This is a genomic window from Mesorhizobium sp. P160219, from assembly GCF_057786095.1.
This window is the reverse complement of the sequence record NZ_JBYNWG010000001.1, coordinates 6,243,231-6,265,266: the sequence shown is the minus strand read 5'-3', so window position 1 is coordinate 6,265,266 and position 22,036 is coordinate 6,243,231. Positions and strand designations below refer to the sequence as shown.

20 protein-coding genes and 1 tRNA gene are annotated in these 22,036 nt (G+C 63.6%); 10 read left to right on the top strand and 11 right to left on the bottom strand.

All coding sequences use genetic code 11. The annotated features are described in order from the left end of the window. Positions 1–42: 42 nt before the first annotated feature. The 4 genes from AC3EMP_RS30340 to AC3EMP_RS30325 all read right to left on the bottom strand — a co-directional run bounded on the left by AC3EMP_RS30340 (position 43) and on the right by AC3EMP_RS30325 (position 4,932). A complete protein-coding gene (locus AC3EMP_RS30340) occupies positions 43–705 on the bottom strand; it encodes an aminotransferase class IV family protein (protein ID WP_031192935.1) in 663 nt (220 codons plus the stop codon). Then, a complete protein-coding gene (locus AC3EMP_RS30335) occupies positions 654–1,799 on the bottom strand; it encodes an aminodeoxychorismate synthase component I (protein ID WP_023751324.1) in 1,146 nt (381 codons plus the stop codon). The genes AC3EMP_RS30340 and AC3EMP_RS30335 overlap by 52 nt, the downstream gene beginning before the upstream one ends. Positions 1,800–1,962: 163 nt before the next feature. Next, positions 1,963–2,679, bottom strand: coding sequence for a protein in NADH-ubiquinone oxidoreductase complex (locus tag AC3EMP_RS30330; protein ID WP_023751323.1), 717 nt, complete (start codon positions 2,677–2,679; stop codon positions 1,963–1,965). A gap of 414 nt (positions 2,680–3,093) precedes the next feature. Beyond that, on the bottom strand, positions 3,094–4,932 hold the full coding sequence (locus AC3EMP_RS30325) for a M3 family oligoendopeptidase (protein ID WP_023671941.1): 1,839 nt from the start codon (positions 4,930–4,932) through the stop codon (positions 3,094–3,096). Positions 4,933–5,077: 145 nt separating this feature from the next. Between AC3EMP_RS30325 and AC3EMP_RS30320 the strand changes: the two genes are divergently transcribed. The 3 genes from AC3EMP_RS30320 to AC3EMP_RS30310 all read left to right on the top strand — a co-directional run bounded on the left by AC3EMP_RS30320 (position 5,078) and on the right by AC3EMP_RS30310 (position 9,021). Next, entirely contained in the window at positions 5,078–6,616 is a 1,539-nt protein-coding gene (locus AC3EMP_RS30320; protein WP_023825450.1) for a sigma-54-dependent transcriptional regulator, read from the top strand. Between the two features lie 389 nt (positions 6,617–7,005). After that, the gene (gene mepK / locus AC3EMP_RS30315; protein WP_352711236.1) at positions 7,006–8,832 is read left to right on the top strand and encodes a peptidoglycan L,D-endopeptidase MepK; all 1,827 of its coding nucleotides are present in this window, start codon (positions 7,006–7,008) and stop codon (positions 8,830–8,832) included. A 115-nt stretch (positions 8,833–8,947) separates the two neighbouring features. After that, positions 8,948–9,021: transfer RNA gene (locus AC3EMP_RS30310), tRNA-Gln, on the top strand. 137 nt (positions 9,022–9,158) lie between these two features. Here the strand turns inward: AC3EMP_RS30310 and AC3EMP_RS30305 are convergent. After that, positions 9,159–9,797, bottom strand: a complete 639-nt coding sequence (locus AC3EMP_RS30305; RefSeq protein ID WP_352711238.1) for a 2-dehydro-3-deoxy-phosphogluconate aldolase — start codon at positions 9,795–9,797, stop codon at positions 9,159–9,161. Between the two features lie 174 nt (positions 9,798–9,971). Here AC3EMP_RS30305 and trhO point away from each other — a divergent pair, with 174 nt between their 5' ends. Beyond that, positions 9,972–10,898 carry an oxygen-dependent tRNA uridine(34) hydroxylase TrhO gene (trhO, locus tag AC3EMP_RS30300; protein WP_023704004.1) on the top strand — a complete coding sequence of 309 codons (927 nt, stop codon included), beginning with the start codon at positions 9,972–9,974 and terminating at the stop codon, positions 10,896–10,898. Between the two features lie 23 nt (positions 10,899–10,921). On the opposite strand, the gene AC3EMP_RS30295 is transcribed toward trhO, so the two are convergent. Beyond that, a complete protein-coding gene (locus tag AC3EMP_RS30295; RefSeq protein WP_023671936.1) occupies positions 10,922–11,284 on the bottom strand; it encodes a YybH family protein in 363 nt (120 codons plus the stop codon). Positions 11,285–11,487: 203 nt separating this feature from the next. Between AC3EMP_RS30295 and AC3EMP_RS30290 the strand changes: the two genes are divergently transcribed. Both AC3EMP_RS30290 and AC3EMP_RS30285 read left to right on the top strand, forming a co-directional pair. After that, positions 11,488–12,225 carry a tellurite resistance TerB family protein gene (locus AC3EMP_RS30290; RefSeq protein WP_023671935.1) on the top strand — a complete coding sequence of 246 codons (738 nt, stop codon included), beginning with the start codon at positions 11,488–11,490 and terminating at the stop codon, positions 12,223–12,225. 332 nt (positions 12,226–12,557) lie between these two features. Further along, positions 12,558–13,319 carry an SDR family oxidoreductase gene (locus AC3EMP_RS30285; RefSeq protein WP_023683264.1) on the top strand — a complete coding sequence of 254 codons (762 nt, stop codon included), beginning with the start codon at positions 12,558–12,560 and terminating at the stop codon, positions 13,317–13,319. Between the two features lie 12 nt (positions 13,320–13,331). Here AC3EMP_RS30285 and AC3EMP_RS30280 read toward each other — a convergent pair whose 3' ends face one another. Continuing rightward, positions 13,332–14,516, bottom strand: coding sequence for a pyridoxal phosphate-dependent aminotransferase (locus AC3EMP_RS30280; RefSeq protein WP_023683265.1), 1,185 nt, complete (start codon positions 14,514–14,516; stop codon positions 13,332–13,334). An 83-nt stretch (positions 14,517–14,599) separates the two neighbouring features. Here AC3EMP_RS30280 and AC3EMP_RS30275 point away from each other — a divergent pair, with 83 nt between their 5' ends. Genes AC3EMP_RS30275 through denD form a run of 4 tightly spaced genes read left to right on the top strand, consistent with a single transcriptional unit; the run spans position 14,600 to position 17,533 of the window. Continuing rightward, positions 14,600–15,286, top strand: a complete 687-nt coding sequence (locus AC3EMP_RS30275; RefSeq protein WP_023683266.1) for a GNAT family N-acetyltransferase — start codon at positions 14,600–14,602, stop codon at positions 15,284–15,286. Positions 15,287–15,301: 15 nt separating this feature from the next. Further along, on the top strand, positions 15,302–16,273 hold the full coding sequence (locus tag AC3EMP_RS30270; RefSeq protein WP_023683267.1) for a cation diffusion facilitator family transporter: 972 nt from the start codon (positions 15,302–15,304) through the stop codon (positions 16,271–16,273). Between the two features lie 58 nt (positions 16,274–16,331). Beyond that, positions 16,332–16,538, top strand: a complete 207-nt coding sequence (locus AC3EMP_RS30265) for a hypothetical protein (protein ID WP_023686390.1) — start codon at positions 16,332–16,334, stop codon at positions 16,536–16,538. Between the two features lie 11 nt (positions 16,539–16,549). Next, a complete protein-coding gene (denD, locus tag AC3EMP_RS30260; protein ID WP_023683269.1) occupies positions 16,550–17,533 on the top strand; it encodes a D-erythronate dehydrogenase in 984 nt (327 codons plus the stop codon). Positions 17,534–17,543: 10 nt separating this feature from the next. On the opposite strand, the gene AC3EMP_RS30255 is transcribed toward denD, so the two are convergent. The 4 genes from AC3EMP_RS30255 to AC3EMP_RS30240 form a co-directional block, all read right to left on the bottom strand. Beyond that, positions 17,544–18,716, bottom strand: coding sequence for a nickel/cobalt transporter (locus AC3EMP_RS30255; RefSeq protein WP_488494743.1), 1,173 nt, complete (start codon positions 18,714–18,716; stop codon positions 17,544–17,546). Between the two features lie 8 nt (positions 18,717–18,724). Beyond that, positions 18,725–19,393, bottom strand: coding sequence for a DUF1007 family protein (locus AC3EMP_RS30250; RefSeq protein ID WP_023695722.1), 669 nt, complete (start codon positions 19,391–19,393; stop codon positions 18,725–18,727). A gap of 89 nt (positions 19,394–19,482) precedes the next feature. Beyond that, a complete protein-coding gene (locus tag AC3EMP_RS30245; protein WP_023671925.1) occupies positions 19,483–20,382 on the bottom strand; it encodes a LysR family transcriptional regulator in 900 nt (299 codons plus the stop codon). Positions 20,383–20,384: 2 nt separating this feature from the next. Continuing rightward, a complete protein-coding gene (locus AC3EMP_RS30240; RefSeq protein ID WP_023701056.1) occupies positions 20,385–21,584 on the bottom strand; it encodes an amidase in 1,200 nt (399 codons plus the stop codon). Positions 21,585–22,036: the final 452 nt, after the last annotated feature.

Sequence of the window (22,036 nt, the reverse complement as noted above, 5' to 3'; positions counted from 1 at the left end):
AAAGTGTCCAATGCCGGCGGTTATTCTCGCAGCCGCTTCGTATCAGGCCAATGTTGCCGGGATCAAGCCGCGCAGAGAATTGCCGACGAACAGTGTTTTGGCGGATTTCAACTCGTCATAGCTGTGGATCGCCTCCTGGGCGCGCCCTTCGTCCAGCAGCTCGGCGCGCAATACGCCAGGCAGCAGGCCGCAGTCGAGCCTGGGTGTCATCAGCATGCCATCACCGAAATCGGCGAAGACGTTGGTGATGGTGCCTTCGCAGATTTCACTGCGCTCATTTGCGAGCAACACTTCGTCGGCCTGGGTGATCAGATATTCGGAGCGGGCGTGAGTGTAGACTTGCCGCCGGCCGGTCTTGTGGCGCAGCAGCGTGTCGGTGGAGGAGAGCCGGACCCGCGCCAGTCGCAGCCGCCAGACCTTGTCGGCGGCGAGTGGCTCGTAAGGCTGAACAGAAACCGTCACCTCGCCATTGCGCTGCAGGACGAGCCGGGTGCGCAGCGCCGTCTGCTGCGCCCCGATAGTATTCGCCAGCACCTCGCCGATCCGCTGCGGATCGCAGGCAAAGCCGAGTTCTTCCGCCGACCCGTAAAGGCGTGCGAGATGGCGTTCGAAACGCAGAAAGCCCTGGCCGGGCTCCCAGCGCATCGTCTCGATCAGCTCGAAATCGGCGGTGTCCCCGTCGCGAAGCGCGCCTTCAGCAGACACTCCTGATACTCCTCTTGCGCGGTCGAATCGAAGACGACGCCGCCGCCGACATTGTAAACTGCCTCGCCACTGGAAAAGAGCGATATGGTGCGGATCGCCACCGAAAAGCGCATCATGCCGCCAGGCGCGATCCAGCCGATGGCGCCGCAATAGACGTCGCGCGGTGTGTCTTCCAGCTCGTGCAGGATTTCCATCGCGCGGATTTTCGGCGCGCCGGTGATCGAGCCGCAGGGAAACAGCGCGCCAAAGATTTGGCGGATGCCGAGATCAGGCAGAAGCTTCGCCCGCACACGGCTCACCATCTGATGGACGGTCGGGTAGCTCTCGATGCGGAACAGTTCCGGGACTTCCAGCGTGCCGACCTCGCTGATCAGCGAGATGTCATTGCGCAGGAGATCGACGATCATCCGGTTCTCGGCCTGGTTCTTTTCGTCGCTGCGCAAGAAGGACTTCAACCGCGCGTCCTCGGCCTTGGTCGCGCCGCGCGGTGCGGTGCCCTTCATCGGATGGGTTTCGATCATGCCTAAGGCATTGATCTCGAAGAACAGCTCGGGCGAACGCGATAAGACGATGGGATCGCCGAGCGAAATCAGTGCGCCATACTTGACCGGCTGGCGTCCTGTCAGTGCGTCGAAGGCAGCAACCGGATCGCCCGACCATTGGGCACGGACCGGAAAGGTCAGGTTGCCTTGGTAGCAGTCGCCCTTGCGGATGTGGTCGTGAAGGCGCGCGAAGCGTTTGGCGTAGTCCTGAGCGGACCAACTGGCCCTGGCGTCGAAGATGGGGCCATTGGTGGCCGGCGCATCGTTGCGCGGCACGGCCTCTTCGGCCGGAGCATCGAAGACACCCAGACAAACCAATGGCGCGCGCCGGCCTTCAGGCAGCAGCGGCACGAGTTTCGGTTCGAGCAGATAGCCCGCTTCGTAGGAGAAATAGCCGGCCAGCCATTTGCCGGCATCGCTCGCCGCCTGCGCAGCCGCCAGCGCCGGCAGAAAATCCTTGGCATCATAGGCAATGATGATGTCGGCCGGGTGGTCGAAGACCAACTGACGGCCGCTTTCATCGTTGCGGAAAATGGCAGAGGGCAGGGGCATGGGGCTCGGGTACTGCGGTCGATGACGCCAGAACCGCTCTATATGGGGGCCGGGCGGCGTGCAATCGAGGGAGCGGCGTCGCAGGGCGCAAAGACAGTGGCGAATGCAAAAACAAAGACGGCGCCCGAGAGCGCCGCCTTCTGGTTATGTTGCCGATGACGGATCAGCTGTTGTTGGCGGTCCCGGCGCTCGGGAATTGGCGTGCGAACTCCTTTTCGTCGCCGGCGGCAAGCAGCTTGGCCTGCTCGACCCACTTTTCGCGAGCGATGCGGCCGTCGAAATTCAGCGTGTCCTCGATGCGCTTGACGTCGGCCGCGGTCCAGCCGGCGATCTGCGCGTAGGTCGTGACGCCAAGGCCCTTGAGCAGTTTGTCGTTGACCGGGCCGATACCGATCAGGCGGCGCAGATTATCGGCCTTCCCAGCTGCCGGGGCGGCCTTCTTCGGGACGGCGGCGGGCTTTGAAGCAGCGGCTTTGGGCGCGGCCTTGGCGGCGGCAGGTTTGCTGGCCGCTGGTTTTGCGGCCGCGGATTTGGCCGCAGCTGGTTTGGCCGCGGCGGGTTTGGCGGGGGCCGGTTTCGCGGCCGGGGCGGACTTGGCCTTTGCCGCTGTCGATACCAGCGCGGCCGGCGCCGAACTTGAAGGCTTGGCGGATGGAGCTGATGTTTCACGCAGCCGGCGTTCGAGATCGGCGCGGGTCTTGCCGCAGGCGTCGAGTTCGCCAGTCAGGCGATCGGCGTCGGCGCGCAGTCTGTCACGCTCGCTGCGGGTGCGGTCGAGATCGCCGCGCAGGCTGTCGAGTTCGCCGCGCAGCCGGCCCCAGATAAACCAGCCAACCAACACACCTACAAGGAACGCCAGGACAATGTAAAAGAAGGTCATCGTCTCTCTCCAGTCGGATCCGTCCGCCGCCGTCCCAAGTCATGACCTTGGCAGATCGGATCATCCAATGTGGTTCGGCGGCTCAGGGAACAGCCGGTCTGTCGTCGAGTGTCGGCGTTCGGCTTTGCCGCCCATTGCCAACCGTCGCTGTCGCATTCGTCAGACCGCTGCCATGGGCCGGGATGCTGTCCGGCCTTAAGCCGCGCGCCCGGCTGAGCTTCGGTCGGAAAGCTATCATACGGCTTCGGGAAAGCTAACGGAAAATTTCGCCGGAGAGTTATTCAAGAACAGGTATTTAGAACAAGAACAGCGCTGCCGTCACATGCATCCCGGCTAAACTGTTCTGCGATTCTGCAAAGTCGAGGCCGCTGCTGAACCTGCCACTCTGCGCCATCGGTCCAATGGGTGCGCGCATTAACTGTCGAGCGCTTCCAACTCGTCGATCAGGCCGCCGATCACGCCAAGCCCGATCTGCCAGAAGGCGGGGTCGGTGGCGTCGAGGCCGAAGGGCGCGAGAAGCTCCGAGTGATGCTTGGTGCCGCCGGCGCGCAACATCTCGAAATACTTATCCTGGAAGCCATGCTCAGCGTTCTGGTAGACCGCGTAGAGCGAGTTCACCAGGCAGTCGCCAAAGGCATAGGCGTAGACGTAGAAGGGGGAGTGGACGAAGTGCGGGATGTAGGTCCAGAAGACCTCATAGCCCTCGCGCAGCTTGATCGCCGGCCCCAGGCTTTCGGCCTGCACCTCGAGCCAGAACTGGCCGAGCTTGTCGGAGGTCAGTTCGCCGTTCTTGCGCTCTGCATGCACCTTGCGTTCGAACTCGTAGAAGGCGATCTGGCGCACGACCGTGTTGATCATGTCCTCGACCTTCTGGGCGAGCATCGCCTTGCGCTGGCGCTTGTCGGTGGTCTGGTCGAGCAGCGAACGGAAGGTCAGCATCTCGCCGAACACCGAGGCCGTCTCGGCCAAAGTCAGCGGCGTCGAAGCCATCAGCGCGCCCTGGCCGCCGGCCAGCACCTGATGCACGCCGTGGCCGAGTTCATGCGCCAGCGTCATCACATCGCGCGGCTTGCCCATGTAGTTGAGCAGCACGTAAGGGTGCGCCGAAGGCACGGTCGGATGGGCGAAGGCGCCGGGCGACTTGCCGGGCCTGACCGGCGCGTCGATCCAGTTGCGGTCGAAGAAGGTGCGGGCGATCTCCGCCATGTCGGGGGAAAAGCGCTGATAGGCCGATAGCACAGTGTTCCTGGCATCATCCCAAGGAATCACCGCTTGCGGCGTTTCGGGCAAGGGCGCGTTGCGGTCCCAGTGGTTCATCACCTCCATGCCCAGCCAGCGCGCCTTCATGGCGTAGTAGCGATGAGACAGGCGCGGATAGGCCTCGCGCACGGCCGATGCCAGCGCGTCGACCACGCTGCGCTCGACACGGTTGGCGAGATGGCGTGAGTCGGCGATGTCCTCGAAGCCGCGCCAGCGGTCGGAAATCTCCTTGTCCTTGGCCAGCGTGTTGGTGATCAGCGTGAAGGTGCGCAGGCTCTTGCGGAAGGTTGTGGCCAGCGCTTCGGAAGCGCGGCGGCGGACCTCCCCATCGGCGTCCTGCAGGCGGTTCAGCGCCGGCTCAAGCGTCAGTTCCTCGCCGTCTATGTCGAAACGCAGATCGGTCATCGTCTCGTCGAACAGCCGGTTCCAGGCACCGCGCCCGGTGATCGACTTCTCATGGAACAGCTGCTCGACCCGATCCTCGAGCTGGTAGGGCTTGTCCATTCTGAGGTCGAGCACCCAGGGCCGGTAATGGGCAAAGCCGGCGTCGGCGGCGAGGGCGGATTCGAGCGCCTTGTCATCGATCAGGTTCAGTTCCAGCGCGAAGAACAGAAGATGCGCGCTGGCGTCGGTCATCTTTTCCTGGATGTCGCCATAGAGCTTTGCGCGCTGCGGATCGGCGGTGTTGCCGGCATAGATCAGGCCGGCATAGGAGACGATGCGGCCGATCAGTTCCTCCAGCGCCTCATAGGCTGTCAGCGCCTCGCCAAGCCTGCCGGCGCTTCCGCGCCCGGCCTCCGCAGCCAGTGTGCCCTTCCAGCGGTTCTCGAAGGCGACGGCGTCGGCCGCCGCCTTGGCAAGGTCACGCTTCAGTTCGGGCGCCTCCATGCCGGAATAAAGATCGGCGAGATTCCATTCCGGCAGGTCGCCAAGTTCCGCCGCGCCCTGACCGGACGCTACCGCCGCAAGCTGCCGACCGAGAATCCTGCTCATCAACAATTACCTTCTGGAATCAAGGGGAAAGGACAAGCCGGTCAAATCCTAAGGAATTCGTTCACCGGGTTTTTTGAAACCTTGTTTAGAACCCTGTGCCAAGATGATCCATGGGAATTTCCCAGGCGGGCAACTCAAATCAGTCATGACAGGTTCCATTCTTATAGTCGATGACGATCCCGTGCAGCGCCGGCTGCTCGAAGCGGCGGTGACGAAATTCGGCCACAGCGCCATCGTTGCCGATGGCGGCGAGGCCGGTCTGAGCGCGCTTGACGGACCCAATGCGAGGGATATTTCGGCAGTCATCCTCGACCTTGTCATGCCGGGCCTCGACGGCATCGGCGTGCTGAAGGCGATGCGCGAGCGCGGCATCACTGTTCCCGTCATTGTGCAGACTGCGCAGGGCGGCATAGAAACGGTGGTCTCGGCGATGCGCCACGGCGCCTTCGATTTTGTCGTCAAGCCGGCGTCTCCCGACCGGCTGCAGACCGCGATCGGCAACGCGCTCAAGGTCGAGGCGGTCGAGGACGAGGTCAAGCGCACGTCGCGGCGTCGGGGCGGCCACCTGACATTCAAGGACATGATCACGCATAGCCCGGCGATGGACCGGGTGATCCGCCTCGGCCAGAAGGCTGCGGCCTCCAACATCCCGATCCTGATCGAGGGCGAATCGGGCGTCGGCAAGGAATTGGTGGCGCGCGCCATCCAGGGCAGCGGCGAACGCCGCACAAAACCGTTCGTCACCGTCAATTGCGGCGCCATCCCCGACAATCTGGTCGAATCGATCCTGTTCGGTCACGAAAAAGGTTCGTTCACCGGCGCCACCGAAAAGCATACCGGCAAGTTCGTCGAGGCGCATTCGGGCACGCTGTTCCTGGACGAGATCGGCGACCTGCCGCTCGACGTGCAGGTCAAGCTGTTGCGCGCCGTGCAGGATGGCGAGGTCGATCCGGTCGGTGGCCGTTCCACCGTCAGGGTCGACATCAGGCTGATCTCGGCCACGCACCGCAACCTTCTGCAGCAGGTCAAGGACGGCAAGTTTCGCGAGGACCTGTTCTACCGGCTCAACGTTTACCCGATCGTCGTGCCGCCGCTGCGCGACCGCCGCGACGACATCCCCTATCTGGTCAAGCATTTCATGGACAAGGTGGCGCCGGCGGGCAATCGCCTGCACGGCATCTCGGATGCCGCACTGGCCATGCTGCAGGCCTATGATTGGCCGGGAAACATCAGGCAGCTGGAAAACGCCGTGTTCAGGGCCTCGGTGCTTGCCGAAGGCGATGTGCTCACGACTGACGAATTTCCGCAGATCCGGGCGCAGGTCGACGGCACCGTCAATCTCGACGCCGATGCGTCCTTGTCGGACCCCGGCATGGCCTTGAGCACCGGATCGCAAGGCGATGGCGCGCAGACTGACGACGCCGGTACTGCAGCTGCCGAGCCCGCCCCTCCGGCGAGGCTGCTTCAGCGTTTCGGCACGCTGCGGGCGCTGGACGAGCGTGGCAATGTGCGTGCGCTGGCCGATGTCGAACTCGAAATGATCAAGCTCGCCATCGACCATTATAACGGCCAGATGAGCGAGGTCGCGCGGCGTCTCGGCATCGGCCGCTCGACGCTCTACCGCAAGCTCAAGGAATACGGCATCGACCCGGAAACCGGCCGCCTCGACCGCCTTGCCTCCTGAACGCCGAATTCCACAGCTTGCCAACGCAAGGCCGGGACCAGCTTGCCATGCCACATCCGGCGCTGCATAAGGGTTGGGGCGGGAATATGACTGATGCGGACAGCGTTGTTCACGCATTAAGGCCAGCGGTAACAGATCGTGTAGCGGGAAAAGGCTGAATCTTGATCTAAACCAGCAGTTTACCAAGAAATCCTGTGTATTATTTTTGACGGGATATCGCCACGGTGTTACCGCATTTCGGCTTCAATAAGCGATGATTAACCATTAGGATCGATATTCGGATGTAAGAACCACGCATCCGTTTGGACAAATCCGGGGACAAACGGCAGCCTGCAAGGCCTTTTGATTTGAACAAAGTCGAACGACACAGAAACGGGCGGCGCGATCACATGGGCGTCTGGCCGAGATGGCTGGCAGCGGTGATCGTTGCGTTCGCTTTCCTTGCCGCTACTGCTGCCGGCGCCAGCGCTGAAACGCGCTCGCTCAAGCTCTATCACCTCCACACGCACGAAAAGGCCGAGATCGTCTACAAGCGCAATGGCCGCTACGATCCGGCAGGCCTCAGGAAGATCAACATCATCCTGCGCGACTGGCGTCGCAACGAACCGACCAAGATGGATCCGCGCCTGCTCGATCTGGTGTGGGAAGCTTATCGGCAGGCCGGCGCCACCGACTATATCCAGGTCGTTTGCGGCTATCGCTCGCCGTCGACCAATTCGATGCTGCGCAGCCGCAGCCGCGGTGTCGCCAAGGAAAGCCAGCATATGCTGGGCAAGGCGATGGACTTCTACATTCCGGGTGTGCCGCTGAAGAAGCTGCGCAACATCGGCCTGAAGATGCAGGGCGGCGGCGTCGGCTACTATCCGTCGTCGGGTTCGCCCTTCGTCCACATGGACGTCGGCAATGTGCGGCACTGGCCAGGCATCAGCCGCCAGGAACTGGTCAGCCTGTTTCCCAATGGCAAGACGCTGCATGTGCCGAGCGACGGCAGGCCGTTGCCGGGTTATGACCAGGCGCTCGCCTCCTACAAGGCGCGCAAGGGCGCCGGTTCTCCTGCCATCATGATGGCCAGCGCAGGCGGCAGCACCAAGAAATCCGGTGGCTTCCTGTCCGCTTTCTTTGGCGGTGGCGGTGAAGACGAAGCCGACGACAGCGCCGATGTCGCTACCGCCGCGCCGCCGCCGAGAAGCGTGAAGCCGGTGCTGGCTGCCACGAGCAACAACAACAGCAATCTGCCTGGCATCGCGATCGTGTCGCCGCAGAACGCCAAGCGCGCCAACATTCCGCAGCTTGCCGACGACAGCGCTGACGATGCGGAGCCGCAGGACACGCCGGAGACGATCATCGCCGCGCTGCCCGCCAAGGAAGTGCCGCTGCCCGCTTTCGCACCGCGGCCGAAGGCCGATGTCGGCGCGCAACAACCTGAGACCGTGCCGTTCGGCGTGGCCGATGCCACCACCGAACAGACGGTGGCGACGGCGCAGGCGCCGGCCAATGTGCCGTTCGGCACGGCCGATGCGAGCAATGCCGACCAGGGGGCCGATCAAGCTGCCGCTCCGGCGCAGGTCGCGGTCAACGTCCCGTTGCCGACCTGGCGTCCCGACCGCTCTTCGCCGCCGGCTGAGCTTGCGCCGCAGGACAAGGGCGTTCTGCTGGCGCTGGCCGATACGGCTGCCCACAAGCAGACCGCAACCGACGCGTTCTCGGTGCTGCCGTCGCAGCGTCCGGACGAGGTCAAGGCGGTTCTCGAACAGGCCAGCGCCGCCGATACAGCCGGTGCTACCGACGACTATCAGGTTGCGTCGCTCGAGCCGCGCTCGGCGTTCAACGATCCGTCAGGTGTCGATGCCGCATCGCCGCGCGGTGCTATTGCTGCCCGTCCCGCCGGTACCGATCCAGCCTCGGTGATCGGCGCCGGCGTCAAGACGACACGCAAGGAAGCCAGGGCTTCGGCCCGCGACCTGAAGCCAGGACCGAAGGCAGTGCTGGTGGCAGCCGAACCGCAGGCGGCGCGCTGGGCGCTGAGCAGCGGCGACAACATCGCCACCGTTTCCAGCCCGACGACAGCGCCGCGCTATGCCTACAACATCGTGCATACGCCGCCGAGCGAGGTCTACACCGCAGGCTTCCAGGCGGACAACCAGATGGCCGATGCCAACCGCTTCACCGGCAATGCCGTGAAATTCCTTTCGGTCGCCCGCTTCCAGACGAAGTAAGAGCTCGACGGGGTAAACATCGAAGCCGCGCTGGGCAACCCGCGCGGCTTTTTGCTGTTGGCGAATCTCCAGCGCTGGCTTCTAGCGTCCCGGAATGCTAACCACCAGCCTGCATTCCCGCTTCGTCTAATGGTAGGACAGCGCCCTTTGAAGGCGTGAATCGAGGTTCGAGCCCTTGAGCGGGAACCAAAATCTCAACGCGTAGCAAACCCGGTCGGCGCAGCTGGCGGGTTTTTGTGCCGAGTGCAATTCCGGGAACACTGTGATTTTCCCGGGAAAGCGCGGAGCGCTTCCCTTGGGATTGTGCAAAGATAAAGTAGCGGAGGTTATTTTCCGAGCTTGCTCGCGGTCTGTGCGAGCGCCTCGATCTCATCCCACTTGCCGGCCTTGACCAACTCGTCCGGCGCCACCCACGAGCCGCCGACGCAGATAACGTTGGACAGGCTGAGATAGTCGGCGGCGTTCTTGGCCGAGATGCCGCCGGTCGGGCAGAATTTCACGTCGGCCAGCGGCGAGGCAAAGGCCTTCAGCGAGGCGATGCCGCCGGATTGTTCGGCCGGGAAGAATTTCAGGAACCGCAGGCCGGCCTCGCGGGCAGCCATGATCTCGCCGGGCGTGATGGCGCCGGGCAGCAAGGGAACGTCGCTGTCCTTGGCCGCCGCCAGCAACTCGCGCGTGATGCCGGGGCTGACGATGAACTTCGAGCCAGCCGCCGCTGCCTGGTCGAACTGCTTGGCATCGAGAATTGTGCCGGCGCCGACAATGGCGCCCTCGACCTCACCGGCCACGCGGCGGATCGCTTCCAGCGCATCGGCGGTTCTCAACGTGATCTCGATCGCCGGCAGGCCGCCGGCGGCCAGCGCCCGGGCGAGCGGGACGGCGTCCGCGACATTGGCGATCTTCAGCACCGGAATGAACGGCTGGCCATTGAGCAGCGACAGGAGCTTTTCGGTCTTGCTGGGCATTGGCTTTTCTCTCCCTGGGTGATTTCAACCGATTAGCAGAAGGCCGATTCCGAGTCCACGAAACCCGGCCTGCCGCGATGTCACATGTCGGCCAACGAGCCTGCGGGCGAATACCGACGAAGTGTCTTTAGCTCTGCCTTGAATCCGCTTTGACCACGGTCTAGTGGCTTGGCGATGACCAACCATGAACCCGTGCGCGTCGCCGCGCTCTACAAATTTGCGAGGCTGGGCGACTTCGACGCGCTGCGGGTCTTGCGCACGCCGCTTGCCGCCTTCTGCTGCGGGCGCGGCATCAAGGGCACGCTGCTTCTGGCGCAGGAGGGCATTAACGGCACGGTCGCCGGCAGCGAAACCGACATAGCCGACCTGATCGCTTATCTCGAGGCCATCGAGGGTCTTGCCGATCTCGAGGTCAAATACAGCACTGCCGCCGAAATGCCGTTCCATCGCATGAAGGTGCGGCTGAAGCGCGAGATCGTCACCATGGGCGTCGAAGACCTCGACCCGGCGACGGGTGCGGGGACCTATGTCGCGCCGGCCGACTGGAACGCGCTGATCTCGGACCCCGGCACCATCGTCATCGACACACGCAACGCGTACGAAGTGTCGATCGGGACGTTCGAGGGCGCGGTGGACCCGCGCACGTCGAGCTTTCGCGAATTCCCGGCCTGGGTGGAAAAACACCGCGACCAACTCGACGGCCGCAAGGTTGCGATGTTCTGCACCGGCGGCATCCGCTGCGAAAAGGCGACGGCCTATGTGAAGTCGCTCGGCTTCGAGGATGTGTTCCATCTCAAGGGCGGCATCCTCAGATATCTTGAAGAGGTGCCGGCCGAAGACAGCCTGTGGCAGGGCGAGTGTTTCGTCTTCGACGAGCGGGTCTCGGTGTCGCATGGGTTGACCGAAGGCGAGGCCGAACTCTGCCGCGCCTGCCGGCATCCGCTGACGCCGGAGAACCGGCTGTCGCCGCATTTTTCCACCGGCGTGTCATGCCCGCATTGCTACGAGGCACGCTCGGATGAGGATCGCACCCGCTATGCCGAGCGCCAGCGCCAGGTCGAACTTGCGCAGGCGCAGGGCAGGGGACATATCGGCAGTTAAGTGCCGCCGACGCCCTGACTGGATCACCACACGACAGAATAGCGGTCGATCACCCACAGCCATGTGCCGTCGGCCTGCCGGCGCGCGACCTCTGAGGTTATCGAGCCGTCGGCAAGCCTGGTCGACGTCAACGCGAGGTCGCCGTTAATGGCCGCCGGGCGCTGCTCGCCGCGCTGGAATTTTCGCCAGCTCGCGGCAAAGGCTTCGAACAAAGCGCGGATCGCCTCATGGCCACGCGTCAATTCGGCTGCTCCGGTGTCGATGACGGCATCGGGTTCGAACAGCGCTACCATGCCCTCAATGTCTCCCGCCCATTGCCGATCAATTAGCAGGCGCTCCAGATCCTGGGGATCTCGTGCTTGGTCGCGGTCTGGCTGATCGGTCACGGCAAAACTCCTCCCTCGCCGACGTTGCGGCGACACTAACCGAAGCCGAGGCGGGTTTCGACACATCGAATTTGATTTGCGGCATTGCCGGCGCCGATAGCAAAGCGCCGGTCCGTCATTGTAATGTCAACAATCGGGACCTACGTCTGCAACGTCCAAAACCTGCCCGTCCACGTTGGCGCGGGCCCTTTTCTGGAGGCACCATGTTCGACCCCAAGAAGCTTCTCGACGATCTGCTCGGCTCGCAAGTTCCCGGCACAACCGGCACCGTTCGCGACAAGGCCGGGCAGGCTGTGCAGATGGCCAAGGACAATCCGCTGGCCGCCGGTGCGCTGGCCGCGGTGCTGCTTGGAACCGGCACGGGACGGCAGGTCACCGGCACGGCCGTGAAGCTCGGCGGACTGGCTGCGATCGGCGGTCTCGCCTACAAGGCCTACCAGAATTACAAGGCCGGCAATGCACCCGAGCAGGCGCCGGCGGCCGGCCAGCCGGAATTGCTGCCGCCGCCCGCCGACACCGGCTTTCATCCTTCACAGGCGCCACAGGGGGAGGACGAGTTCACGCTGACCCTGGTGCGGGCGATGATCTCGGCGGCCAAGGCCGATGGCCATGTCGATGACGCGGAACGCCAAAAGATCGCCGGCAAGCTCAGTCTGGCCGGCATCGGCACGGAAGCGGAAAAGTTTCTGATGGCCGAGCTGGACAGCCCGCTCGACCTCGATACGCTGGTCGCAGGCGCCAAGACCGATGAGCAGAGGCTCGAGCTCTACACGGCGTCCCGACTGACGATCGACCCCGATACGCGCGCCGAACGCGGCTATCTCGACCTGCTCGCCGGCCGGCTCGGCCTGCCGGATGCGCTCGTCGATCATGTCGAGGCGACGGTGTCGGCGGCCAAGGTGCCGGTTCCGTCAGGCACGGCGCCGAACCCGCGCTGGTAGACAACGCAGCCGCGGCGGGAAAAGCGTTAACTTCTCGTTTACCGAGGAAGCGCATGATTTTAGTTAGTCGGATCGGCTTTTCCTCCTCCCAAGCCCGGTTCAGATCAGGGGGCGGTCGCCAATGACCGCCCTTTTTGTCGGACCGATCACATAAAGCGCGTGGCGCTTCATGTTTTTGTCCGGATGCATGTCGTTCTCTCAGAACCGGGGCCACTTTTGAGCGACATGCATTAGTGTCCGGCTTGCCATGATCGCCCTCATTTGCGATGGGTCGGTGCATTCGGATGCACCCCGATCTGTGCCGGGGATGCGCGGCGCGCAGGAGCAAAATCATGACAGTCCTCACAGAGAAAACCGCCATCGTCACCGGCGCCGGCACCGGCATCGGCAAGAGCGTCGCCACGGCGCTGCTCAAGGCCGGCTGGAACACGGTGTTTTGCGGCCGCCGCAAAGCGGTGCTCGATGCCGCCATTACCGAGGCCGGGAAAACGGACGCCAAGGCGCTGGCGGTTGCCTGCGACATCAGCAAGGCCGGCGAAGTCGATGATCTGTTCGAGACGGTGGCCGCAGCCTTCGGCCGCGTCGACCTGCTCTTCAACAATGCCGGCATGAGCTACAAGTCGACGCCGATCGACGAGATCCCGGTCGAGGTCTGGAACGATATTGTCGGCGTCAATCTCACCGGATCGTTCCTGTGCGCCCGCGCCGCCTTCGGCGTCATGCGCAAGCAAAAGCCAATGGGCGGCCGCATCATCAACAATGGCTCGGTGTCGGCCTATGCGCCACGGCCGGGCTCGGTGCCCTACACCGCGACCAAGCACGCCATATCGGGGCTGACCAAGACGCTGGCGCTCGACGGCCGGCCCTATGACATCGCCTGCGGCCAGATCGACATAGGCAACGCGCTGACCGATATGGCGCATGCCATGACGGTCGGCGTGCCGCAGGCCAATGGCACCATCGCCGCCGAAGCGGTGATGGACGTCCAGCGCGTCGCCGACGCCGTCGTCCACATGGCCAGCCTGCCGCTCGATGCCAATGTGCTGTTCATGACGGTGATGGCGACCAAGATGCCGTTCGTGGGGCGTGGGTGAAGAGCCGAAGGCCTACCTCTTCAAAAACGACTCGATCCGCTCCAGCGCGCGCAAGATGTTCTCTTCGGAATTGGCGTAGGAGAGCCTGATGTAGCCTTCGCCGAGAATGCCGAAATCGGGGCCGCCGATCAGCGCCACGCCGGCCTCCTCGAGCAGTGCCGAGGCGAGCTTCTTGGCCTTCCAGCCGGTCTTCGAAACATTCGGGAAGGCATAGAATGCGCCCTTGGGCGTGATGCAGGAGACGCCGGGCAGCGCGTTCAGCCCCTCGACCACCATCTTCCTGCGGTTGTCGAAGGCGCACATCATCTTGTCGACATCGTCCTGCGGGCCGTCGATGGCGGCGATGCCGGCGAACTGGCTCGGCGCGTTGACGCAGGACCAGCAATTGACCGCCAGCTTGCGGACCTTGTCGTAGAGATGCCCGCCCTTGTCGCCATTCGGCCAGATCGACCAGCCCATGCGCCAGCCGGTCATCGCCCATGTCTTCGACCAGCCGTTGAGCACGATCAGCCGGTCGCGAATTTCCGGAAAATTGAGCAGCGAAAAATGCGTCTCGCCGTCATAGGTCATGACGTCGTAGATTTCGTCGGAGAGGATAGCGACCTGCGGATGCGCTTGCAGTCCCTTTACCAGCTTCTCGATCTCGGCGCGCGGCGTGACGCCGCCGGTCGGGTTGGCCGGTGAGTTGAGGATTAGCAGTCTGGTCTTCGACGTGATCAGCGCCAGCGTCTCTTCTGCCGAGAAGGCAAAGCCGTTCTCCTCGCGGATCGGCACCGGAATGGGCGCGGCGCCGGTGAACTCGATCATCGAGCGGTAGATCGGAAAGCCTGGGTCTGGATAGAGGATCTCGGCGCCGGGTTCGCCGAACATCAAGATGGCCGCGAACATGGTCGGCTTGCCGCCGGGCAGGATCATTACATTCTCGGGCGAGACTTCGACGCCGGTAGTGGTCAGCGTGCGCCGCACCACCGCTTCGCGCGTCGCCAGCAGGCCATTGGCCGGGGTGTAGCCATGGTGGCCGTCGCGCAGCGCCTTGATCGCGGCCTCGACAATGTGCTGCGGCGTTTTGAAGTCGGGCTGGCCGATGCCGAGGTTGACGATGTCGCGGCCCTGTTGAGCCAGTGCAGTCGCGCGCGCCAACACGGCAAAGGCGTTTTCCTCGCCGAGACGGTCGAAGGCCGAAATCGTGTGGAGCATTTTTCCCGTCCGTGTGGTTCTTGCTGTTAGGTCGCGTTTTTGTGAGCGTCTGCTCACAAAAGTCAAACGGATTGGAGTTTTGCGTGTCGGAAAATCTCAAAGATTGGCAAGCGCGTCCGCGGCCCGAGCGCAAGCCCATTGACGGCCGCTATGTCCGGCTCGAACCGCTGAGCGCCGAAAAGCACGGCGATGGGTTGTACGAGGCGTCGTCCGTGCCCGACATCGATGGACGCTTTGCCTGGCTGCCCGACTACCCGCCGCAAACCCGCGCCGATTTCCAGCCATGGCTGGACAAGGTCGAGGCGAGCGAGGACCCGCTGTTCTTCACCGTCATCGACAAGGCCAGCGGCAAGGTCGCCGGGCGACAGACGCTGATGCGCATCGATCCCACCTATGGCGTCATCGAGATCGGCAACATCTATTGGGGGCCGCTGATCTCGCGCAAGCCGGCAGCGACCGAGGCGCAGTTCCTGTTCATGAAGTATATTTTCGACGGGCTCGGCTATCGCCGCTACGAGTGGAAATGCAACAACCGCAACGAGCCGTCAAAGCGCGCGGCGGAACGGTTCGGCTTCAAGTTCGAGGGCATTTTCCGCCAGCATCTTGTGGTCAAGGGTGAAAACCGCGATACCGCATGGTACTCGATCATCGACAAGCAATGGCCGGCGCTGCGCAAAGCCTATGAGGCATGGCTCGATCCCGCCAATTTCGATGGCGAAGGCCGGCAGAAGCGGCGGCTCGAGGATTTCCGCGCCGAGTTCGGCGCGTAACAGGAGTTTTTTCCGATGGCGCACAGCCATGATCATGGTTCGCTTGCTGGGCATGGCGCCAGCCACCTGCATGGCTCGACCGACAAGAAGCGTGTGCTGATCGCAGCCTGCCTGACCGCCGGCTTCATGGTGGCCGAAGTGCTTGGCGGCCTTTTGACGGGATCACTGGCGCTGCTGGCCGACGCCGGCCACATGCTCGCCGACTCGATCGCGCTTGGCCTTGCCTGGTACGCCTTCCATCTTGGCGGACGGCCGGCGACAGTGCGCCTGACCTATGGTTTCGGCCGGGTCAAGACGCTGGTCGCCTACACCAACGGCATCGCCATCTTCGCCATTGCTTTGTGGATCGTCTACGAAGCCTGGGGCCGGCTGATGACGCCGGCGCCGGTGCTGGGCGGGCCGATGCTGGTGGTGGCGATCGCCGGCCTTCTGGTAAACTTCGCCTCGTTCTTCGTGCTGCATGGCGGCGACCACGACAGCCTCAACATGCGCGGCGCCATCCTGCATGTGCTGGGCGACCTGCTCGGTTCGGCGGCGGCGATCGTGGCGGCGCTGGTCATCCTGGCCACCGGCTGGACGCCGATCGACCCGATTCTGTCGGTGCTGGTCTCGGTGTTGATCCTGTCCACCGCATGGTCGCTGATGCGCGAAGCCGCCCACGTCCTTCTCGAAGGCGTACCGGCAAGCCTCGACCGCGACATCATCGCCAAGGACATTGCCGGCACCGTCAAGGGCGTGCGCGAAGTGCACCATATGCATGTCTGGTCGCTGGACGGCTCCAGCAACATGGCGACGCTGCATGCCTGCCTCAACGATGGCGTCGATCCGCACCAGGCGGTCAGCGCCATCAAGAAGCGGCTCGCCGCCGAACACGGCATCAGCCACGCGACGGTCGAACCGGAATTCGGCCAGTGCGCCGACAGCCATGACGAGCACGATCATGACCACGACCATGGTGCGCCACCGCATCACGGCCATTATCACTGACAGGGAATTTCATGGCATTGGCATCCGAGTTGACGAGTTCCCGCTGTGGCGGGACGGCATGATGGATCGCGACACGCGAAACGCGCTGATTGCCGCAGCCTGGATCATGCTGCTGTTCGGCATCGCGGCGTTCTATCTGCCGACGGTGATGCTGGCTGTCGGCAATGTCTCGACCGTACTTGCCGGCATCGTCGGCATCGCCTTCGTGCTGGCATTCTTTCTGGTGTTCTGGTTGCGGGGTCGCAGCCAGAACAAGGGCAAATAAGAGGCTTTGAAATGCGCATCCTGATTACTGGCGCCGCCGGCATGGTCGGCCGCAAACTTGTCGACCGGCTGGCCAAGGACGGCACGCTCAACGGCCGCAAGATCACCGGGCTCGACCTGCACGACATCGTGCCGCCGCAGGCGCCGGCGATGGACGGCGTCAGCATCGCCACGCATACCGGCGACCTTGCCGACGCCGGTGCTGCCGAGAGCCTGGTGGCGTCACGCCCCGACGTCATGTTCCATCTCGCCGGCATCGTGTCGGGTGAGGCGGAAGCCAATTTCGATCTCGGCTACCGCGTCAATCTCGACGGCACACGGGCTCTGTTCGATGCGGTCCGGCTGGCGGGCTTTTCGCCGCGCCTCGTCTTCACCTCGTCGATCGCGGTGTTTGGCGCGCCGTTCCCCGATGTGATCCCGGACGACTTTCATCCGACGCCGCTGACCTCCTACGGCACCCAGAAGCAGATGAGCGAGGCGCTGCTGGCCGACTATTCCAGGCGCGGCTTCTTCGACGGCATCGGCATAAGGCTGCCGACCATCTGCGTGCGGCCCGGCAAGCCGAACAAGGCGGCGTCAGGTTTCTTCTCCGGCATCATCCGCGAGCCGCTGAGCGGCCACGAGGCGATCCTGCCGGTGCCGCGCTCGGTGCTGCACACCCATGCCAGCCCGCGTTCGGCGGTGAACTTCCTGATCCATGCCGCCGGGCTCGACGGTGCCGCTGTCGGGCCGCGCCGCAACCTCACAATGCCCGGCGTTGCCGTCACCGTCGGCGAGCAGATCGAGGCGCTGGAGCGCATTGCAGGCGCCGACGTCGTGAAGCTGATCCGCGAACAGCCGGATGAGACCATCTGGGCGATCGTCAAGGGTTGGCCGACGCGCTTCGAGGCGCGCCGTGCAAGGGACCTCGGCTTCAGCGCCGAAAACAGTTTCGATGAAATCATCCGCGCTCATATCGAGGATGAGTTGGGCGGAAAGATCGCGGGTCAGGCCTGACCCGCCGAGGTCATACAGTTCCGGACAGGCTCGCCGACAACAGCAACAGCCCGAACAGGAAGACGAAGGCGGCGCCGCCGATTTCGACGACTGTGTGGATGCGGTTGCCCATGCGGCCGTCGCCGGCGAAATAGACCGCCCAGTTCTTGGCGGTGACTGCGATCGTTGCCAGCGCCGAGACTGTGATGGCGGTTCCAATCGACATCGCCAGCACCGACAGCAGGCCGCCGAGCCACAGGCCGTTGAGCAAAGCGAAGCTCAGCACAATCAGCGCGCCGGAGCAGGGGCGGATGCCGACGGCGGCTACAGCCGACCAGGCCGTGCGCCAGTCGAAGCGGTCGCCCGACAGCAGCGCCGGATCGGGCGCATGTGAGTGGCCGCACGTATCACAGACCTCGCCGGCTGGGTGATCGTGAGCGGCGTGATCGTGATGAGCGTGGTCGTGATGGGAATGATCGTGTGTGTCGTGGTCGTGCGCAGCGTGATCGTGATGATCATGCGAATGGTCGTGATGCACATGCAAGGCATGCGAATGCGCATGCGCCGCGTGGCTGTGAGCGGCATGCGAATGGCCGCCATGGGAATGACCGGCGTGGGCTGCCGACAGGCTGTAGGCGGGCGCCCTGCCGAACCAGCGCTGGACCGTGGGCCCAAGCTTGCGCCACAGCAGCCAGGCGCCGAACAAAGTGACGAAGACATAGCTCATGATCTCCATGAACCAGGCTGCGTCGGTCATCGAGATCGCGGTGCCGCGCAGGACGAAATAGGCAAGCAGCATCACCAGGATCGCGGTCAGGCCCTGCAGCAGCGCCGAGACGAAGGACAGCAGGATACCGCGCCTGAGCGCCACTTCATTGGCCACCATGTAGGACGAGATCACCGCCTTGCCGTGGCCGGGGCCGGCGGCGTGGAAAATGCCGTAGGCGAAGGACAGGCCGATCAGCAGCCACATCTTGCTGCCATCCTCGCGCATTGCTTTCATCGCCGTGGCCAATGCGCGGTAGAATTCCTGCTGGCGCAGATTGATCCACATCAGGATGTGGGCGAACGGGCCGGTGGTGGGCGCCATGCCGTCATTGACACCGATGCCGAGTGAGCTCTGGGCATGGGCCTGCCCGAGAAAGTGCGTCATCAGCAGGGCAGCGGCCACAAGGCCGAATGCCAAACGCAGGGACGGTTTCATCACCGGATCTATCCTTCTGGCGGGCAATTCAGTTCGAGCTTGGTGGCGAAGATCTTGCTCATGTCGGTGCCTGTCGGGTCGTTGAAGAACGCGTCCGTCAGGGTCTTCTGGTTTTCCTTGATCGCCTCGTCTGGATCAGGCCGGATGACGCTCTTGGTGCAGTTCGAGGGCAGGCCTTCCACCGTGATGTTGCTATCCTCGGTGAAGTCGATCGCTGTGTAGAAGGTTGGATCGTAGACGCCGAAATCGATCTTGCCGGCGAGCTTGATCGGCACCTTGGGTTCGGATTCGAACAGGATGATCAACTGGTCGTTGTCAAAATTGGCCATCAGATGCGGTGGCGGCGTCATAGGCACGTCCTTGCCGTCGACGGTGACGAGCTGGAAATAGTTGAATTCGGCCAGCGAGGCATGAACTGTGTCGGCGACATCCTTCAGCTCCTTGTCGTCAAGCTTCAGGTCGGAGTTCTTGTCGAACTCCATCATCACCGTACTCGAAAACAGATCATCGAAACGCCAGAGGTGACGCAGCGCTTTCACACTTTGGTGATCCGGAGAGAGGATCACGTCGAGGCGGGCCTCGGCGAAGACATGAGGATGCGCGCCAGCCGCTCCGACGGCGGCAAAAGGCGCCGCCAAGGCCGAAGCCAGCATGATTGCGTGCCGTTTCAGATGCATTCTCGGTCGCTGTTCCATCGGCCTCGGAGAGATTTCGAGAGGTTACCAGAAACGGGGCGAAATTGGGACCGCGGCACGGCAAGACCGGGTCAGGCGCTCTCGCGGTTCTTGAACCACTGCACCAGAAAATCGACGAAGACACGGACCTTGGCCGGCAGATAGCGGCGGTGCGGGTAGACGGCGAAAATGCCGCTGCCCGACTGGATGCGGTCGTCAAGCAAGGACACCAGCAGCCCGGATGCGAGGTCGGGTGCGGCGATGAAATCCGGCAGGATGGTGAAGCCCAGACCGGACACGGCGGCGGCTCGCGCGGCCATCGGGCTGTTGACCTCGATCGGACCCGATACGTTGACACTGACAGACTCCTCGCCATCGCCCCTGAAGCGCCAGTTGGCGAGCGAGCGGCCATTGGTGTCGACGATGCAGGGCAAGTTGGCGAGATCCTGCGGGCGCGTCGGCTTGCCGTGCTTGGCGATCAGCTCCGGCGAGGCGCAAAGCTTGATCGAAAACGGCCCCAGGCGGCGGGCGATCAGCGATGAGTTCTCCAGGCGCGAGATGCGCACGGCAAGATCGAAACCTTCCTCGACCAGATCGACAAAACGGTCGTCGAGATGGATGTCGAGCACGATGTCGGGATGCTGCTTGGCGAAGTCGATCAGCGACTGGCCGATCGGTGCATCGGCAAAGGTGCGCGCCGCCGACAGCTTGATCCTGCCGCGCACGTCACCGGAGGATTCGCGCACGGCGTCGGCTAGGCTGTCGACCTCGCGCACGATTTCCGAAGCGCGGCTGTAATAGGTATGGCCGGCCTCAGTCAACGAGAACTGCCGCGTGGTGCGGTTGAGCAGCAGCGCGCCGAGTTCGTCCTCGAGTTCGCGCACATATTTCGACAGCAGCGCCTTGGAGCGACCGATCTTGCGCGCGGCCGCCGAAAAGCCTTCGGCCTCGACGACGTCGATGAAGGCGCGCATGCGGGTCAGTGTATCCATCATCAAGCCTTTCGTGCCGCATCGAGAATTCGCCGGCCGAGCCGTATCAGGGCAATGTCGCTGCCGGGAGGACCGAGCAGCGAGAGGCCGAAAGGGGCGCCGTCAACCGAGCCCAGCGGCAGGGTGATTTGCGGAAAGCCTGAAAGACCCGAAAGGCACAAAAGATGCAAGGCCCTTTCGCGGTAGGCCTGGAGCTGCTGCGGCTCGCTTTTGACCAGAGGTGCGGGGCCTGGAACGGTAGGCAGGACAAGAAACCCGTCCTGGCCGAGCAGCGCGGCTAGCTCGGAGCGGAACGTCAAGCGGCGCACCGCCTCGGCCCGCGCGGTCTTTTCGTCGATTGTCCGGCCGAAACCAAAGCGCTCCTCGACGCCCGGCCCGAGATCGCGCTCGCCCGAAATGATCCAGGCGCCATGCTGCTGCCAGGCCTCGGCGGCCTGGAGGCGGCGAAAGCACCAGTAGAGCTCGTCGGGGAAGGAGGCGAAGCTGTACTCTACCGGCGCCGGCTCACCGACAAGACTGGCGGCCAGCGCTCTCATCCTGGCATATTCGGCTGCCTCGGCGGGGCCGGCCACGAAAGCGTCCAGCCAGCGGATCGAAAGCGGCCGGTTGAGCGGATGCTGATGCGGGTCGCGGCCAAGCAACAGCTTGCCGATCGTCTCATAGGTCTCGATGTCGTCGGCGAACCAGCCGAATGTGTCGAAGCTCGGCGCCAGCTTCATCGTGCCTTCGAGCGAAATGCGGCCATGCGTGGTGCGCAGCCCGATCAACCCGCAAAAGCTCGCCGGGGCGCGGATCGAGCCGCCGGTGTCGGAGCCGGTGGCGATATCGGCAAGCTTGCCGGCCACCGCCGCCGCCGATCCGGAGGACGAGCCGCCGGTGACGCGATCGGGAGCGGCCGGGTTCACCGGAAACGGAAAATGCGCGTTCTGGCCCATCAGCGAGAAAGCGAACTCGTCGGTCTGCGTCTTGCCGATGAAGCGCGCGCCGGCGTCGAGAATCATCTGCACGGCCGGTGCCGTGCTGGACGCGGCATGCGCCTCGTCGAACTTCACCGGATTGCCGCAACCGGTGCGGTAGCCGGCGACGTCGCAAATGTCCTTTACCGCCAGCCTGAGCCCGGCCAGCGGCCCCAGTTCCGCATTGGCGACCGGCATGCGGCGCAGGTCAAGAAAGGCGTTGAGCGGGCCGTGCGTGCCTGGCATCGTTCGATATCCGTATACAGTAGGCCCAGCATTGTTCGATGCCGGAAATTTTACAACCTGGGATACGATTTTTATTGATTGTGAAATCTTTCGATCTTATATCGCGCTTGCCCAAAGTCGCACGTGCCTGTGGGTGTCCGCCGATCCTCGAATGGTGAGGGAAATCGGTAAGGTAACTGGAGCTAACCCCTCCAGTCGGTCTAGCGGCCAACCGCCAGCCCGAGGACACCTTGAAGCAACGACGGTGCGGGCCTTTCTGGTGTTCTGCCGGTCGTCCAAAGACCGGGGTTACTGAAGAGGCACACCTTCATTGCCGGCAGTGCGGACGGGTCTCCCATCCAAGCCAAGGCAGACAAAGCGAACCGAGGCCGGGCAAGGCCAAGGTTCACCGCCGCGAGATGGCGTTTCATGGTTCCGGGGTCTCCACCGGCTGGTTCCATGGATTTCCGTCC

What these genes read in the sequence shown, in the direction of transcription:
- AC3EMP_RS30335 (WP_023751324.1), bottom strand. Translation starts at nt 1,799, where the DNA reads ATGCCCCTGCCCTCTGCCATTTTCCGCAACGATGAAAGCGGCCGTCAG.
- AC3EMP_RS30330 (WP_023751323.1), bottom strand. Translation starts at nt 2,679, where the DNA reads ATGACCTTCTTTTACATTGTCCTGGCGTTCCTTGTAGGTGTGTTGGTT.
- AC3EMP_RS30325 (WP_023671941.1), bottom strand. Translation starts at nt 4,932, where the DNA reads ATGAGCAGGATTCTCGGTCGGCAGCTTGCGGCGGTAGCGTCCGGTCAG.
- AC3EMP_RS30320 (WP_023825450.1), top strand. Translation starts at nt 5,078, where the DNA reads ATGACAGGTTCCATTCTTATAGTCGATGACGATCCCGTGCAGCGCCGG.
- mepK (WP_352711236.1), top strand. Translation starts at nt 7,006, where the DNA reads ATGGGCGTCTGGCCGAGATGGCTGGCAGCGGTGATCGTTGCGTTCGCT.
- AC3EMP_RS30305 (WP_352711238.1), bottom strand. Translation starts at nt 9,797, where the DNA reads ATGCCCAGCAAGACCGAAAAGCTCCTGTCGCTGCTCAATGGCCAGCCG.
- trhO (WP_023704004.1), top strand. Translation starts at nt 9,972, where the DNA reads ATGACCAACCATGAACCCGTGCGCGTCGCCGCGCTCTACAAATTTGCG.
- AC3EMP_RS30290 (WP_023671935.1), top strand. Translation starts at nt 11,488, where the DNA reads ATGTTCGACCCCAAGAAGCTTCTCGACGATCTGCTCGGCTCGCAAGTT.
- AC3EMP_RS30285 (WP_023683264.1), top strand. Translation starts at nt 12,558, where the DNA reads ATGACAGTCCTCACAGAGAAAACCGCCATCGTCACCGGCGCCGGCACC.
- AC3EMP_RS30280 (WP_023683265.1), bottom strand. Translation starts at nt 14,516, where the DNA reads ATGCTCCACACGATTTCGGCCTTCGACCGTCTCGGCGAGGAAAACGCC.
- AC3EMP_RS30270 (WP_023683267.1), top strand. Translation starts at nt 15,302, where the DNA reads ATGGCGCACAGCCATGATCATGGTTCGCTTGCTGGGCATGGCGCCAGC.
- AC3EMP_RS30265 (WP_023686390.1), top strand. Translation starts at nt 16,332, where the DNA reads ATGATGGATCGCGACACGCGAAACGCGCTGATTGCCGCAGCCTGGATC.
- denD (WP_023683269.1), top strand. Translation starts at nt 16,550, where the DNA reads ATGCGCATCCTGATTACTGGCGCCGCCGGCATGGTCGGCCGCAAACTT.
- AC3EMP_RS30255 (WP_488494743.1), bottom strand. Translation starts at nt 18,716, where the DNA reads ATGAAACCGTCCCTGCGTTTGGCATTCGGCCTTGTGGCCGCTGCCCTG.
- AC3EMP_RS30250 (WP_023695722.1), bottom strand. Translation starts at nt 19,393, where the DNA reads ATGCATCTGAAACGGCACGCAATCATGCTGGCTTCGGCCTTGGCGGCG.
- AC3EMP_RS30245 (WP_023671925.1), bottom strand. Translation starts at nt 20,382, where the DNA reads ATGGATACACTGACCCGCATGCGCGCCTTCATCGACGTCGTCGAGGCC.
- AC3EMP_RS30240 (WP_023701056.1), bottom strand. Translation starts at nt 21,584, where the DNA reads ATGCCAGGCACGCACGGCCCGCTCAACGCCTTTCTTGACCTGCGCCGC.